Origin of the sequence: Enterococcus sp. DIV2453a, assembly GCF_050533535.1 — a bacterium.
Taxonomy (GTDB): Bacteria; Bacillota; Bacilli; order Lactobacillales; family Enterococcaceae; genus Enterococcus; species Enterococcus faecalis.
On the sequence record NZ_CP172899.1, the window covers coordinates 1,439,326 to 1,454,244 of the forward strand.

Consider the following 14,919-nt stretch of genomic DNA (forward strand, 5'->3'; position numbering starts at 1 on the left):
TAAAAGAGAAGACCGAAGTAAATTCTTCGGTCTCAATTTTTCTTATTTTTGGACGTTTTCTTCATAATCGCCATTGATACAAACGACTTGTTTGCCGCCTTTAACTTTTTTCTCTACTAAATATTGCCCACATTTTGGACATGGCCGGCCTACTGGTTTGTCCCAAGAAGTGAAGTCACACTCTGGGTACCGACTACAGCCATAGAAAATTCGATTTTTCTTTGATTTGCGTTCGATAACTTGTCCTTCGTGACACACAGGACACGTCACGCCAATTTCTTTGACAATCGCTTTTGTATTCCGACAATCTGGGAAATTACTACATGCATAAAATTTCCCGTAGCGACCCAGTTTAATCACCATTGGATGTCCACATAGTTCGCAGTCAAAGCCTGCTGGTTCATCTTTAATTTGGATTTTTTCAATTTTTTCTTCGGCATTTGTTAATTCTTTTTCGAAGGGCTTGTAGAAGCGATCGACAACTTCAACCCATTTTTCTTGGCCTTCACCGACTTTATCTAGGTCCGTTTCCATTGTCGCTGTAAAATGTGTATCGACAATTTGTGGGAAAAACTCTGAAACTAGGGAATTCACAATTTCACCTAATTCCGTTGGTTCAAACCGTTTATTGGTTAGCTTCACGTAATAACGCCGTTGAATGGTTTCTAATGTTGGCGCATATGTTGATGGTCGGCCCACACCATTTTCTTCTAAAGTCCGGATTAACGTGGCTTCACTAAAACGAGCCGGTGGTTGAGTAAAGTGTTGTTTCGGTTCGATATCGACCGATTTAACAACGTCACCTTCCACTAATTCAGGTAAAATATTTTCCTTGTCTTCTTTACCATCATCGCGTCCTTCAACATATACTTGCATAAACCCTTTAAATTTCACTTTAGAGCCATTGGCAATAAACGTTACGCCGTTTTGTTGAAGCGTGACCTTCATGGTATCTAAAATCGCTGGTGTCATTTGACTAGCAACAAAGCGCGACCAAATAAGAGTATATAATTTTAATTGATCTTTATCTAAATACTTCTTCATTTCATCAGGTGTTCTTAAAACGCTTGACGGACGAACCGCTTCATGGGCATCTTGTGCACCTTGCGTATTTTTTGCTTTGCGGCCGCCATGTGCTGAGAACTCATCTCCGTAGGTCTTTTCAATGAATTCAGCAGCTTCTGCTTTGGCGGAATCGGCAATTCTGGTTGAGTCTGTACGCATGTAGGTAATCAGCCCCACAGTGCCTTGTTTCCCTAAAGCAATTCCCTCATACAATTGTTGCGCAACCATCATGGTTTTACGGGTACGGAAATTTAATTTACGTGCCGCTTCTTGTTGTAAACTACTGGTTGTAAAAGGTAATGCAGGATTACGTTTCCGTTCTTTTTTCTCAACTTTTGTAACATCGTAATCTTTACCGTCAATTCGAGAAGTGATTTCTTTCACCGCTTCTGCATTTGGTAATTTTTTCTTTTTACCATCTACGCCCCAGAAATTTGCTTTGAATTTCTTGCGACCTTTTTGGAAATTCCCATCAATGCTCCAATATTCTTCAGGTTTAAATTCTCGAATTTCATTTTCTCGATCAATAATCATTTTTAAAGCAACAGATTGCACACGACCAGCACTCAAACCTTTTTTGACTTTACGCCATAAAATAGGACTAATCGAGTATCCAACTAAACGGTCTAAAATGCGCCGTGCTTGTTGTGCATCAACTAAATCAACGTTGATGGTTCTAGGTTCTTTAAATGCCGCTTTTACTGCTTCTTTAGTGATCTCATTGAATACCACACGGTTTTTATCTTTTAAATCAAGGCCAAGAAGATAAGCTAAATGCCAAGCAATTGCTTCACCTTCTCGGTCCGGATCGGCTGCGAGATAGACTTTTTCAGCTTTTTTTGCAGCCGCTTTTAAACTTTTGATGACATCGCCTTTTCCGCGAATCGAAATATAATGAGGTTCATAATTATTTTCAATATCAATCCCCATTTTACTTTTTGGTAAATCGCGAATGTGACCAACACTGGCAACCACCTTGTAGTTTCTTCCTAGATATTTTTCAATTGTTTTGGCTTTGGCAGGTGATTCTACAATCACGAGATACTTATAGGCCATTCAATTAGCTCCTTTCGTGTTCGCTTTCCTACTATATAATATATGTAAAAAACGCACAAATCGTAATACATCATATGCTATATAGAATAGGTTTGTCAAGACTAGGCTTTCTAACATTTCTGTCATTTCTGTTTGACTGTCCGAATTTATAAATAAAAAATGCCTATGATTTATAGATTTTATCCTAAAGCATTAAAATACCCAAAACATTCCAAATAAAATGAGTCAAGACAGCAGCTTCAAAGCGACCCGTGCGTAGATAGACCCAACTTAACGCTAAACCCATGCCCCAATAAATAATAAAACTACCTATATCTGTGGGCGTGTGCACAAGTGCAAATAAAATAGAAGAAACGAGTATGCCTATTTTTGAAGCTGGCTTGAAAAACGCTTGAATCCCGACACGAAAAATTCCCTCTTCGAAAATTGGCCCAATCACACCTGCAAAAATAAGTATAAGCCCTTTAGGAATGGCTTGGACAATTTCTTCAACACTTTGTTGGTTAGAGGTCGTCTCTAATCCTTCCAGACGTAATAAGAAATCACCAAATATTCCCACACAAAAGATTATCACCAAACCTAACAAGACCACTGGCAAGGTTTCTTTGATTCCTAAAAAAGTCCAAGTTATGAGCTTTTTCTTTTTCAAAAAAGCAACAAATAGATAGACGAAATAGGCACCAAGTCCAACAGCCACTAATCCACTAACAAAGCGAAACCAAAAATTTTCTGTAGAACATTGAACAACTGAGACCATCATCAAAGGAATTTGATCCAAAATCAAAAAGCCCAGTAGCTGCATACCAAACAACCATCTTTTTCTAACAACCGTTTCCATTTAGACACTCCTAACTACCAACCAAAAGATTAAAATCTGATTAAATAGTACCGAAGTGAACGTAGGTTGTCAATTCACAATTAGTAAAAGTCACAATTCTTCACAAATATCATCAATTGTCTGAACACATTTAGCGCCGTCCTGAATTAATTCATGGCAGCCTGTTGAAAAAGACTGGAAAATACTTCCCGGTACGGCAAATACCTCGCGCCCGTAATCCATCGCCGCTTGTGCAGTAATTAAAGAGCCACTATTCTTACGAGCTTCCATCACGCAGACCCCTAAAGATAATCCAGCAATAATGCGATTACGTGCAGGAAAATGATATTTTTTCGGCCCACTCCCATTCACATATTCTGTTAAAACAAGCTGATTCTGCTTCATAGTTTGCTGTAATTCTTTCTTTTCATACGGATAATATACATCTAATCCAGTGCCTAAAATTCCAATTGTCTGACCCCCGTTCTGGATGGCCATCTCATGGCTACGACTATCAATGCCTTTGGCAAGTCCACTGACGATTGTGAATCCTTCTTTGACTATTTTAGGAACCAGAGCTTCAGTCACTCTTAACCCATACGAAGTGGCATAGCGAGCGCCGACGATGCCAATTTTCCTTCTGCTTAACAATTGTAAATTTCCTCTATAAAAAAGAATTGCTGGTGGATTATAAATTTCTCGTAATAATTTAGGATAGACGGCATCTAAAATTGTCATAAATTGGTGTTGGCATTGTCGTATATATAACGCTTCACTATGAATCGTATGGTGTAACCAAGATTGTTCAAATAATTCACGATATTTCTTGATTTCAGCAATTCTAATAATTTCTGTACTGGAAAAATCAACACGCTTTTGTGCGATAGCTGCTTGTAACACTTTTAAGATACCTAAATTGCCAATTCCTTGGCATACCGCTAATTTAAATAATAATTGTCGTTGTAAAATTTCCAACAAAAAACACCTCTTTCACATCTTCTTAAAATAAGAATACGTAAAAAAAGTGTTTTATTTTTAAATCATATCTTTTATTGGCGCAAACGTACGTCGATGAATGGGTGTTACACCGTATTTTTCTAACCCGAGAAGATGTTCTTTTGTTCCATAGCCTGCATTGTTTTTAAATCCATATCCAGGATATAATTCATCATATTCTTCCATTAATCGATCTCTTGTTACTTTTGCAATAATACTAGCTGCTGCAATCGAAATGGAGCGTGCATCCCCTTTAATCAAACTTTCTTGTGGTTGGGGAACGTCTAACTGCATTGCATCAATTAATAAATAATCTGGTGTAAAAGCTAAATCGTCAATTGCCATTTTCATCGCTTGTTTAGTTGCTTGATAAATATTAATTTGATCAATGACTCCTTGATCAGCGATACCTAACCCGATAGCGACAGCCTGTTCTTGAATCTGGTTATATAACGTTTCCCGTTTTTTAGCAGATAGTTTTTTTGAATCATTTAAGCCTAATAATTGACAATCTTTCGGCAAAATAACTGCAGCTGTCACAACAGGACCAGCTAATGGTCCGCGGCCTACTTCATCAATTCCCGCAATTAAACGATGGCCTTTTTTATAGGCCGCTTCCTCAAATTGACTCATTTCTTTAAAAAGTTGCCACTCTTTTTCTTTGGCTAACTGGCGACGTTCCCATTGTTTGATCGCTTGTTGCACTCCTGAACGTTCATCTTCTCGCCAGCTTGCTAATCGTTCATCGGTTGCATCAGTGACAGTTAACAACGCTTCTTTGATTGCCTGAATCGACTCTTTTGCCATGTTATTCGTCTCCTAGTTCTTCCCAGCGGTCCAAAGTATACGTACCTAATTTTCCACTGCGAATTTCTAAAATAATCATTTCGCTGGCTCGATTATAATCATCTCTAAAACCACGTTTTTGGCTAATTAACATCAACTGTTCTGGGGCAGGTAAAAATAGCTCTTCCTCTGTTAAACCATATCGTTCCGTTAAACGTTGTGGATAAAAACGTGCAAAAAATTCTAATCCATAAATCGCCAAATCATCTAAATGCAATAATTGATCTTTTATAGCGCCAGTTAAAGCTAATTTTTTCCCAATTTCTTCATCTTCAAATTTTGGCCAGAGAATTCCTGGTGTATCCAGTAATTCCAATTGGGAACCAGAGCGTAACCATTGTTGGCCTTTTGTCACGCCTGGCTTGTTCCCAGTTTGCGCAATTTTTTTTCCGACTAAACGATTCATTAAAGTTGACTTACCAACGTTGGGAATCCCAATACACATTGCGCGAATCGCACGCGGTTTCAAGCCTTTCGCCTGTTCACGAGCCAATTTTTCTTTTAACGCTTCCTTGGCTGCTGGCACAATTTTATTGATTCCTTTATTTTGTTGGGCATTGATAACTAGGGTTTGGTACCCTTTCTTTTGAAAGTAATGTTGCCATTTTTTATTTTGGTCGTTATCTGCTAAGTCCCCTTTATTTAAAAGGACTAATCGTGGTTTTTGTTGGACAATTTGGTCCATCATTGGGTTACGGGAAGAAAGCGGTAACCGCGCATCAACTAGTTCAAATACAATATCGACATATTTGATTTTTTCAGAAACTTCTCTTCTTGCTTTGGCCATATGGCCGGGAAACCATTGAATGGTCATAATCTGTTCAAATCCCTTCTTTAACACATTGTTTCTTTGATTCAATTCTTCAACGAGTCCTGTGTTCCGCGTAGATTCTTGCGAAAAAACACCTTCTCTAGTTTAACATATTTTTCACGGATTTGATTTATTTTCTGTAGTGTTCTTTAAAAAACAAAAAAGCTGAGCCAAACTCACTTTGGATTTTGTCTCAGCCTTGTACACTGGCAAAGTATAGAAAGAAGTAGGTCAAGCTCTTCTCAAGACCGACTCAAGAGTATTTCTGTTTTTACTTGTTATTTAGCATGAAGTAAATTTTCTTTACAATGAATTAACTCTGTTAAAAACTGACAGTACGGTGTAGCAATCCCATAGACTTTCCCTTTGCGAACAATTGCTCCATTGATATAATCAATTTCGGTTAAACGATGATTGGTTATTAAGTCCTGATACATCGATGGATGGTGCAAACCAATTGTTTCTCGATTATAACACGAGCGGATTTGTTGAAGAACTGCTTGTTTATCTAACGTAACTTGTTCCGCTTCAGCGACTGCTAAAAATTCATTAACTATTTGTTGAACAATTTGATCTGCTTGCTCTGTTTCGCCAAAGTCTGCCATATTACAATCCAACAAAGTACATAAACCATTCATTGTTCCATTTACGCAAGCCTTCTTATAAATGGATGATAAAATATTCTCTGAATAACGTGCATTTAAGCCAGCGTTATTTAATACCTTAATGACTGCTTCTGCCGCTTGTTCACTTTGCGCTCCTAAATTTTGTAAATCAATCGAACCATTGCCAAATAATTTTACTTTGCCAGGTCCTTCTAACCCAGCGGTCCACATTGTGTTTCCTAATAAAATATTTTCGTATGGCACGTATTTTTTGATAATATCTTCGTGCCCAATTCCATTTAACAAGCATAAAACTTTCGTATTTTTATTAAGGAAATGTTCTAATGCTTCAAGCATTCCTGCCAGTTGCATTGCTTTTGTAAATAGAATAACTAAGTCTGCTGTAAAATCGATGCTTGCTACTTCTGTCTGAGGATAGATAGGAATTTTAGCGGTCACCACTTCGCCATTAAAATCAGCAACTAACCCGTTTTTTCTTATTGCTTCAATATGTTCTGGCCAACCATCAACAAAAATAACGTCATTTCCTGCTTGATGTAACATTAGTCCAAAACGACTGCCCATAGCGCCAGCACCTGCGATAATAATCTTCATTTCTTTTCCTCCGTTCAATTTTTTATTTTTAGGTAAAAATCTGCTAAGAAAATCTCTATCTCTTACTTTTATAGCAATAAAAAGGCAAAACATATGTTATATTATAAGTGATCTATTTGTTATTTTTTATCCAAGCACATTTGTGTAAGCGCTTTTAAAAAGAAAGGGAGTTTCTGATGAATATTCAGCTTTTAAAGTACTTCATTGAAATTGTTAATACCCGCAGTTTATCGGCGGCCGCTCGCAATTTATTTGTCACCCAACCAACACTTTCTTTAGCATTGAAAAAAATGGAATCTGAGTTAGGCACAGCGTTGTTTGATCATTCTGATCAACCGTTTCAATTAACCGATACAGGTCTTTATTTATATGAACATGGCCAAGAAGTTGTTTTTCAATTCGATCAATTGGTAACAGATATTCGTGAAATGAACCAGAAACCAGTTAAAAAGCAATTGCGTTTAGGCTTAACTACTTTATTTGCTGTACAATTTATGAAAGAAATTTCACGATTTTTAACAACCCATCCACATGTGAATTTAATATTACAGCAAGATGGCTCGCCAAAATTACAAACGATGTTAGCAAATAAAGAAATTGATATGGGACTAATTTCTTTCCCAAATACCTTACCTGAAATTATTCATATTGAACCTTTAGAAACGACTACCAAAGGCTACCATGTTTATGTCGTGGTACCAGAATCAAATCCTCTCTCTCAACATGAAAAATTAACTTTTAAAGATTTGAAAGATCAACGATTTTCATCGTTAAGTGATAATTTTATGATTGGTCGCCTACTACTAGATCGGACTCGGAGCTTCGGTTATGAGCCGAATATCATTTTGCATAACGATGATTTACAAGTACTTCTTTATAGTTTACAAAAAAATAATTCGATTTGTTTGCTACCGATTGAATATTATGAAGTGGGAAAAAGTCAGGGACTGAAATGGATTCCTTTAAAAGATAAGTTTGACTATTTCCCCATCGGCATTGCTTTGCGCCGCGATTTTAGTATGACAGAAGATGTTAGAGATTTTATCCAAATCATTAAAGAAAATTAATGGATAGCCTAGCCTTGATAAGCAAAGACGACTTTACTATCATAAAGTTTCAACACTTTTTCAAATAAGAATTTTGAGAATAAACCCGCGACAATTGGAACAACAAACCAAGAAAAGAGTAAAGGTAAGATCCCTAAGCCCGCATCCAATGAAGCAAGTGGCCCCACGAGTCCAACCAAGCCAAATCCAGCCGATTGTGGGGTTCCTGAAATGTTGAATAGAACCACAGGAATTGCTGAAATAGTCGCTGTAAATAAACAAGGAATTAAAATAATTGGGTATTTAAATAAGTTAGGCATCATCATTTTCATACCGCCCAAAGAGACAGCCAGTGTCACTCCCGATTGGTTGACATTCCAAGAATTAATCACAAGAACAACAGTTGTGGCTGCAATTCCCATTGCGGCAGCACCTGCAGACAAGCCATTCAACTGAATCGCCAAACCGATTGCCACAGTAGTGATTGGTGAAATAATCAGTGCAGCAAATGAACAAGCAATTAAAATACTCATGATAATTGGCTGGAAATCAGTAAAATTGTTAATCACTTTACCAATGGCGACCGTGATCTGTGTCACATATGGGTAAATCAACATGCCAAACAAGCCTGCACCTACTCCAACAACGATCGGTAAAGCAATGATTTCCACTGAACCGAATTTTTTATCGATGACTAATAAAAGTAAGACTGCAACAGAAGCGGTAATCATAATATTAATGATGTCACCAGTGCCTGCACCAATAAAGCCTTTCACTTCTGAATTAAATTTAATCACGCCAGAGCCAGCAAATGCTGCACCGCCAGCAATCATCATTTTCTGTGGCGTTAAGCCAAATTGAAAAGCAATCAGTCCACCAATAATTAAAGGGGTGGCTAGTTGGAAAATTTGCGCCGCATGAATAATCATTTCGATAATCTTGTATTCTGCAAAATATTTTAAAATGGCTCCTAATACAGCATTGGGAATTAAGGCGATAATGGTGCCGGAAGCTGTTCCAGCTAACACTTTGTTAAAAAATATTCTTGGGGTTAATTGAGCATCCAGTTTATCAGTGGGCATTTTCAACACTCCTATTGATTATTTTTGTTTTTTTTAAACAAGTTTGAGAATGATTGAACTTTCTATTAGATAAAGAGCAGCCTCAAAGAAGAGCGCTTATTTCTTTGAGGCGCTTTTTATTTAACTAAAGCAAGGAACGATTTTTAATATACATCCGTATCCGCATTATATTTCGCTAAATTATCTTTAACATCTCGCAAGAACTTACCTGCTTGTTGTCCATCTAAAATTCGATGATCAATAGAAAGACATAAATTAACCATATCTGCCACTTTAAAGCCTCCATCTGCGGTTGGCACAAGGCGTTTATTAATTGACTCTACTTGTAATATCGCAGCTTGTGGATGGTTAATAATTCCCATCGATTGGACGGAACCTAGTGTTCCAGTATTATTAAGAGTAAAGGTCCCTCCTTGCATTTCTTTGCTTGCTAGCGTTCCTTGTCGGACTTCTTGTGCCAAGCGATTGATTTCTTTAGCTAGCCCTGCAATCGAATAGTTATCCGCTTGTTGAATCACTGGCACATAAAGATGCTCGTCTGTCGTTACAGCTATGGATAAATTAACATCTTTATGATAAATAATTGAGCCATCATCCCAAGATGTATTGATTTTTGGATTTTTCTTTAACGCTTGAATGACTGCTTTGGCAAAAAATGGGAAGAAGCTTAGAGACAGGCCTTCTTGTTGTTTAAATTCATCTTTTAATGAATTTCTAAGTTGGACTAAGTTGGTCACATCCGCTTCCACCATTAACCAAGCGTGAGGGATTTCGTTGACACTTTGGACCATTTTTTTAGCAATTGCTTTACGTACAGGATCTGCAGAGACAATTTTATCTGTGGTTGTTTCAGTTGGACTAGCTGTTGCGGCGCTTTCATTTTGCGAAGCAACTGGCTCCTCTGAAATTGAAGGGCTAGTTCCTGGACTCACTGTTTTCTCAGGTGTTCTTGCCTGTGTTGGTGTAAAGTTTGTGACATCTTTTCTAGTAATTCGGCCATCACGACCTGTCCCTGTAACTTGTGTTAAATCAATCTTTTTTTCTTGGGCAATTTTAAGGACTGCTGGGGAATAACGACCATTATTTTTTTGATGGGACGTCGCAGTGCTTGTTGTTTCAGCCGTTTCATGTTCTTGCGCTTGTTCCGCACTTGCTTCTTTCACTGGTGCTAAAGTAGCTTCTTCTGTTTTTTCGGTTGTTTCTTCTGTCTCTAACGTCATCACCGCTGTTCCGATGGGCACATCTGTATCTAGAGAAATCAGAAATTCTTTTACTACACCATCAAAATCTGATGGGACTTCCGTGGTGACTTTATCAGAAACGACTTCCATTAAGGGATCATAGCGTTTCACTGAATCTCCTGGTTTAACTAACCATTGGACAATGGCTGCCTCTGTGACACTTTCGCCTAGATGAGGCATTTTGATTTCTTTTGTGGCCATTTATTTTTTCCTCCTTGCTTCAATTAAAATTCTGCTAATTCTTTCATTGCTGCTAATACTTGCTCTTCATTGATTAAAAATTCTCTTTCTAAAGGTAATGCATAAGGCATGCTTGGACAATCAGGTCCTGCAAGTCGTTGAATCGGTGCATCTAAATCAAAGAGAGCATCTTCTGAAATCATTGCCGCAATTTCACTCATCACGCTGCCTTCTTTATTGTCTTCTGTTACGAGTAAGACCTTCCCTGTTTTCTTAGCTGCAGCTACTAATGTTTCGCGATCTAAAGGATATAATGAGCGAACATCGACGATTTCGGCATCAATTCCTTCAGCGGCTAGTTTTTCCGCCGCAGCTAAAGCTAATTGCAAGGTCATGCCGTAACTAATCACGGTTAAATCACTACCCGTTCTAACGACATTGGCTTTGTCAATTGGTACGATATAATCATCTGCAGGCACTTCATCTTTTAGTAAACGATATAAACGCTTATGTTCGTAAAAAATGACTGGATCATCGGAACGAATCGCTGCTTTAATCATCCCTTTTGCATCATAAGGATTAGAGGGGGTCACCACTCTTAATCCTGGTTGTCCACAAAAAACTTTTTCTGTAGACTGAGAATGATACAGCCCACCACGAACACCGCCGCCATAAGGTGTCCGATAAACGATTGGCGCAGTCCAATCGCCTTTTGTTCTATAGCGCATTGTCCGAGCCTCTGATAACAATTGATTGGTTGCAGGCAAAATGTAATCCGCAAATTGAAATTCACCAATTGCGCGATAGCCCATTAAACCTAAGCCGACAGCTAAACCACCAATTAAGCCTTCTGTTAACGGTGTATTAAAACAACGCTCGTCACCGTATTTAGCAGCCAAGCCCTTTGTTACACCGAATACGCCGCCTTTGTCGCCGCCGACATCTTCCCCAAAAATAACTACTTTTTCATCCCGAGCCATTTCTTCAGAAATTCCTAAGTTAATTGCTTCTAAATAAGTCATCTCAGCCATTATATTTCTTCTCCTCTTCTCTTATTTTGCATATACTTCTTCTAAAATTGATGTCGGTACAGGATCTGGCATTGCTTCTGCTTCATCCGTTGCTTGATTGATTTCTGCACGAATTTCTTCATCAATTTTGGCAATGTCTTCGTCTGTTAAATAGCCCTCTTCTAATAATTGTTTTTCAAAAAGCTTCACTGCATCGTTCTTTTTCATTTCTTCAATTTCTTCTTTTGAACGATAAACAGATTGATCATCGTCAGCGGAATGAGAAGTCAAGCGAGAAACCATTAATTCAATCAATTTTGGTCCTTTTTTCCCGCGAGCCGCTTTTACTGCTTCTTTAAATGCTAGATAGACTTCAGTAAAATCACTACCATCAACGGTTACACCTTCAAAGCCATAAGCTTTCGCGCGATCGGCCATTCGTTTATTGGCATACTGTTCTTCAATTGGGACAGAAATCGCATATTCATTATTTTCAACAACAAAAATGACTGGTAATTTTTTTACGCCTGCAAAGTTCATAGCTTCTTGGACTTCTCCTTGATTGGCAGAGCCTTCCCCAGTGGTGGTCAATGCAACAAAATCAGCTTTTTGAAGTTGCGCTGCATAACCAACACCTGTCGCTAATGGCATTTGTGTACTTACTGTTGAAGAGAAGGAAACAATATTATGCTCTTTTGAACCATAATGATTCGGCATTTGACGACCATGGGAAGAAGGATCCGCTTCTTTTCCAAAAGAACCCATTAAAATATCTTTGGAGGTCATGCCCCAAACCAAGCACGCGGTCATATCACGATAATACGGTAAAAAATAATCTTTTTGAGGATCAAAAGCCATCGCCATCGCTACTTGTGCAACTTCTGCCCCTTGACCAGAAATATTGAAAGAGGTCTTACCAATCCTTGTTAATTGCCACAACCGTTCGTCTAAACGACGTCCTCGTAGTACTTGACGATATGCCTGAATCAATTCTTCTTTTGATAAACCCGATTTTTTAAGCGTTTTCATTTTCATCAACCTTTCTCTATTTGTGAATCGCTAAGCCATAAGTATCTAAGGCTGCTTCTTGCAATACTTCTGTCATTGTTGGATGCGCATGGATTGCTTCACCAATTTCAATGGGCGCGGCATCTAAATACATGGCAGTACTTGCTTCGGCAATTAAATCCGTGACATGTGGCCCAATCATAGAAACCCCTAATAAATCATCGGTCTTCTTGTCACGAATTACTTCTATAAAGCCATCTGTTTCTCCATAAACAAGTGATTTACCATTACCATTAAAATTAAAGGTACCAATCACTACTTCTTTATCTGCTGGTAAAGTTTCTCTAGTATAGCCGACACTTGCTATTTCAGGATTTGTATAAACACCTCGAGGCACGTTTGTATAATTTAAAGGTTCAACTGTCTCGCCTAAAAGATGCTGAACAGCTAACTCTCCTTCTTTCATAGCCACATATGCTAGTTGGAGTGTATCGATACAATCACCGATCGCATAAATATGTCCTTCTGTGGTTTGATAAAATTCATTTACTTCAATGCCTTTGTCAGTATATTTCACTGAGGTATTCTGTAACCCTAACTTATTGATATTGGGTTGACGCCCAATTGCTACCATGACTTTGTCAACAGCGAGGCTTTCTTGTCCTGCAACTTCTACTTGAACCTTCTGCCCGATAACTTTCGCTTCTTGGACTTTGCTACCTAATAAAATGTTGATTCCTCGTTGCTCTAAACGTTTCTTTAATTCTTTAGAAATTGTTGCACTTTCATTTATAAGTAACCGATCCAAAAATTCAATGATAGTTACGTTGACACCTAAACTATTTAATAAAGAAGCCCACTCGACACCAATAACGCCACCACCAATAATTGCAATTGATTCTGGTAGCTCTTCTAATTCAAGCATCCCATCAGAAGATAAGATAAATTCTTCATCCAGTGGCAAATTAGGTAACGTTTTAGGACTAGAGCCTGTCGCAATAATGACATTTTTAGGAACGATAATTTCTTCTTCTCGTGTTGGATCATTAAACGTAACTGCCACTGCGCCAGAGACTGGTGAAAAAATGGAGGGACCTAAAATCGCACCTTCGCCTGCTAAAATTTTGATTTTATTTTTCTTGCATAAGCCTTCAACACCTTTGTGCAACTGCTCAACAATTCCTTCTTTTCGTTGTTGTATTTTAGAAAAATCAATGGACGCTGCCTCTGTTTCAATCCCAAAAGAAGCCGCTTGTTTTAAGGTATCAAAAACCTCTGCGCTTCTTAATAAAGCTTTTGTAGGGATACAGCCTTTGTGCAAACAAGTGCCACCTAATTTGTATTTTTCAACAATTGTGACGTTTAGCCCTTTTTGTGCGGCTCGAATTGCTGCTACATAGCCTCCTGTTCCGCCACCTAAAATCAGTAAATCTGTTTGTTCCGCCATTTTGATCACTCCTGCTCAATTTTTGCTTCACTATAATTTAAAGCTTGTTCTTCCCCTGTTAATACTCGATTGACGCCTTCATATAAAGCAGCCATCTCCATTTCACCTGGGTAAACCTTAATTGGTGCAATCCAAGTGACTTTTTGACTAATTTCTTGAACAACGGTTTGCGAATAGGCTGCGCCCCCTGTTAAAATAATTGCATCAATTGTGCCTTCAAGAACCACGGCCATCTCGCCAATACTTTTTGCGATTTGGTAACACATTCCTTTTAAATAGTAATTTGCTGTTTGATCACCTGCAGCTATTTGTGCTTGGATATGCCGTAAATCTGTTTCACCTAGGTATGATTTAAGGCCGCTATTACCCGCAATTAGCTTTTTCACTTGGCTAATCGTTAACTCCTGTTCAAGTATCCATTGCGCAAATTCAACGAGCGGTAAGGCACCACTGCGTTCTGGCGTATAAGGACCTTCACCATCAAGCCCATTTACCACATCCACCATGCGGCTTTTTTGATGCGCCCCCAAGCTAATGCCCCCACCTAAATGAACAACGATAAAATTGCTTTGCTCATATGTTTTCCCTAAATCCTCAGCGATTTTTCGAGCGACCGCTTTTTGATTTAAGGCGTGACCAACGCTACGCCGCTGAATGCCTTTTAATCCAGAAATCCTGGCTAATGGCTGTAGCTCATCTACAACAACAGGATCGACAATAAAGGCTGGCACGTGATATTTTTCTGCAAACTCATTAGCTAAAATCGCCCCTAAATTTGAAGCATGGGTATTAAAGCGTTCTGTCCGCAAGTCTTCTAGCATTTGTTGATCGACAAGATACGTACCGCCAGGAATAGGCTTAAGCAAACCACCACGCCCCACGACAGCGGCTAATTGTGTGATGTTATGTGTTTCTAAAAATTCCGCGATCATTTGTTTTCGAAATGGTGTTTGACTGACAACATTTTCAAAAGGTGCCAATTCTTGGACGCTATGTCTAAGCGTTTCTTCCGCCAAGCAATCATGATTAGCAAAAAGCGCTAACTTAGTGGAGGTCGAGCCAGGATTAATAACCAATACTGTTTCCATTGTTTT

Annotated in this window: 12 protein-coding genes and 2 pseudogenes; 1 reads left to right on the forward strand and 13 read right to left on the reverse strand. The window is 38.5% G+C overall.

Annotated features, from left to right (window positions below; genetic code table 11):
* Positions 1–42 precede the first annotated feature (42 nt).
* The 6 genes from topA to IGK03_RS07140 form a co-directional block, all read right to left on the reverse strand.
* Positions 43–2,121: a type I DNA topoisomerase gene (gene topA, locus IGK03_RS07115; RefSeq protein ID WP_002357484.1), complete on the reverse strand. Its 2,079-nt coding sequence runs from the start codon at positions 2,119–2,121 to the stop codon at positions 43–45.
* A 184-nt stretch (positions 2,122–2,305) separates the two neighbouring features.
* A complete protein-coding gene (locus IGK03_RS07120; RefSeq protein WP_202334831.1) occupies positions 2,306–2,959 on the reverse strand; it encodes a CPBP family intramembrane glutamic endopeptidase in 654 nt (217 codons plus the stop codon).
* A 90-nt stretch (positions 2,960–3,049) separates the two neighbouring features.
* On the reverse strand, positions 3,050–3,913 hold the full coding sequence (gene dprA / locus IGK03_RS07125) for a DNA-processing protein DprA (protein ID WP_033625286.1): 864 nt from the start codon (positions 3,911–3,913) through the stop codon (positions 3,050–3,052).
* A gap of 60 nt (positions 3,914–3,973) precedes the next feature.
* The gene (locus tag IGK03_RS07130) at positions 3,974–4,741 is read right to left on the reverse strand and encodes a ribonuclease HII (protein WP_002369352.1); all 768 of its coding nucleotides are present in this window, start codon (positions 4,739–4,741) and stop codon (positions 3,974–3,976) included.
* Position 4,742: 1 nt separating this feature from the next.
* Positions 4,743–5,594: a ribosome biogenesis GTPase YlqF gene (gene ylqF, locus IGK03_RS07135; protein WP_002357480.1), complete on the reverse strand. Its 852-nt coding sequence runs from the start codon at positions 5,592–5,594 to the stop codon at positions 4,743–4,745.
* A 275-nt stretch (positions 5,595–5,869) separates the two neighbouring features.
* On the reverse strand, positions 5,870–6,811 hold the full coding sequence (locus IGK03_RS07140) for a 2-dehydropantoate 2-reductase (protein WP_002369351.1): 942 nt from the start codon (positions 6,809–6,811) through the stop codon (positions 5,870–5,872).
* Positions 6,812–6,987: 176 nt separating this feature from the next.
* Between IGK03_RS07140 and IGK03_RS07145 the strand changes: the two genes are divergently transcribed.
* Complete coding sequence (locus tag IGK03_RS07145) at positions 6,988–7,878, forward strand: LysR family transcriptional regulator (RefSeq protein ID WP_010775861.1); 891 nt, start codon at positions 6,988–6,990, stop codon at positions 7,876–7,878.
* Positions 7,879–7,886: 8 nt separating this feature from the next.
* Here the strand turns inward: IGK03_RS07145 and IGK03_RS07150 are convergent, their stop codons facing one another.
* The 7 genes and pseudogenes from IGK03_RS07150 to buk form a co-directional block, all read right to left on the reverse strand.
* Complete coding sequence (locus IGK03_RS07150) at positions 7,887–8,939, reverse strand: PTS sugar transporter subunit IIC (RefSeq protein WP_002384478.1); 1,053 nt, start codon at positions 8,937–8,939, stop codon at positions 7,887–7,889.
* Positions 8,940–9,082: 143 nt separating this feature from the next.
* Positions 9,083–10,015, reverse strand: a pseudogene (locus IGK03_RS07155) (dihydrolipoamide acetyltransferase family protein); the annotation flags it as partial.
* 195 nt (positions 10,016–10,210) lie between these two features.
* Positions 10,211–10,381 (reverse strand): annotated as a pseudogene (locus IGK03_RS07160) (biotin/lipoyl-containing protein); the annotation flags it as partial.
* Positions 10,382–10,404: 23 nt separating this feature from the next.
* Positions 10,405–11,391 carry an alpha-ketoacid dehydrogenase subunit beta gene (locus IGK03_RS07165; protein WP_002357475.1) on the reverse strand — a complete coding sequence of 329 codons (987 nt, stop codon included), beginning with the start codon at positions 11,389–11,391 and terminating at the stop codon, positions 10,405–10,407.
* Positions 11,392–11,412: 21 nt separating this feature from the next.
* Positions 11,413–12,405: a thiamine pyrophosphate-dependent dehydrogenase E1 component subunit alpha gene (locus tag IGK03_RS07170; protein WP_002360226.1), complete on the reverse strand. Its 993-nt coding sequence runs from the start codon at positions 12,403–12,405 to the stop codon at positions 11,413–11,415.
* 10 nt (positions 12,406–12,415) lie between these two features.
* A complete protein-coding gene (lpdA, locus tag IGK03_RS07175) occupies positions 12,416–13,825 on the reverse strand; it encodes a dihydrolipoyl dehydrogenase (RefSeq protein ID WP_430602178.1) in 1,410 nt (469 codons plus the stop codon).
* Between the two features lie 5 nt (positions 13,826–13,830).
* Positions 13,831–14,913 (reverse strand): butyrate kinase, encoded by a 1,083-nt coding sequence (gene buk / locus IGK03_RS07180; protein ID WP_430602180.1) that lies wholly within the window; start codon positions 14,911–14,913, stop codon positions 13,831–13,833.
* Positions 14,914–14,919 lie beyond the last annotated feature (6 nt).

What these genes read in the sequence shown, in the direction of transcription:
- topA (WP_002357484.1), bottom strand. Translation starts at nt 2,121, where the DNA reads ATGGCCTATAAGTATCTCGTGATTGTAGAATCACCTGCCAAAGCCAAA.
- IGK03_RS07120 (WP_202334831.1), bottom strand. Translation starts at nt 2,959, where the DNA reads ATGGAAACGGTTGTTAGAAAAAGATGGTTGTTTGGTATGCAGCTACTG.
- IGK03_RS07130 (WP_002369352.1), bottom strand. Translation starts at nt 4,741, where the DNA reads ATGGCAAAAGAGTCGATTCAGGCAATCAAAGAAGCGTTGTTAACTGTC.
- ylqF (WP_002357480.1), bottom strand. Translation starts at nt 5,594, where the DNA reads ATGACCATTCAATGGTTTCCCGGCCATATGGCCAAAGCAAGAAGAGAA.
- IGK03_RS07140 (WP_002369351.1), bottom strand. Translation starts at nt 6,811, where the DNA reads ATGAAGATTATTATCGCAGGTGCTGGCGCTATGGGCAGTCGTTTTGGA.
- IGK03_RS07145 (WP_010775861.1), top strand. Translation starts at nt 6,988, where the DNA reads ATGAATATTCAGCTTTTAAAGTACTTCATTGAAATTGTTAATACCCGC.
- IGK03_RS07150 (WP_002384478.1), bottom strand. Translation starts at nt 8,939, where the DNA reads ATGCCCACTGATAAACTGGATGCTCAATTAACCCCAAGAATATTTTTT.
- IGK03_RS07165 (WP_002357475.1), bottom strand. Translation starts at nt 11,391, where the DNA reads ATGGCTGAGATGACTTATTTAGAAGCAATTAACTTAGGAATTTCTGAA.
- IGK03_RS07170 (WP_002360226.1), bottom strand. Translation starts at nt 12,405, where the DNA reads ATGAAAATGAAAACGCTTAAAAAATCGGGTTTATCAAAAGAAGAATTG.
- lpdA (WP_430602178.1), bottom strand. Translation starts at nt 13,825, where the DNA reads ATGGCGGAACAAACAGATTTACTGATTTTAGGTGGCGGAACAGGAGGC.
- buk (WP_430602180.1), bottom strand. Translation starts at nt 14,913, where the DNA reads ATGGAAACAGTATTGGTTATTAATCCTGGCTCGACCTCCACTAAGTTA.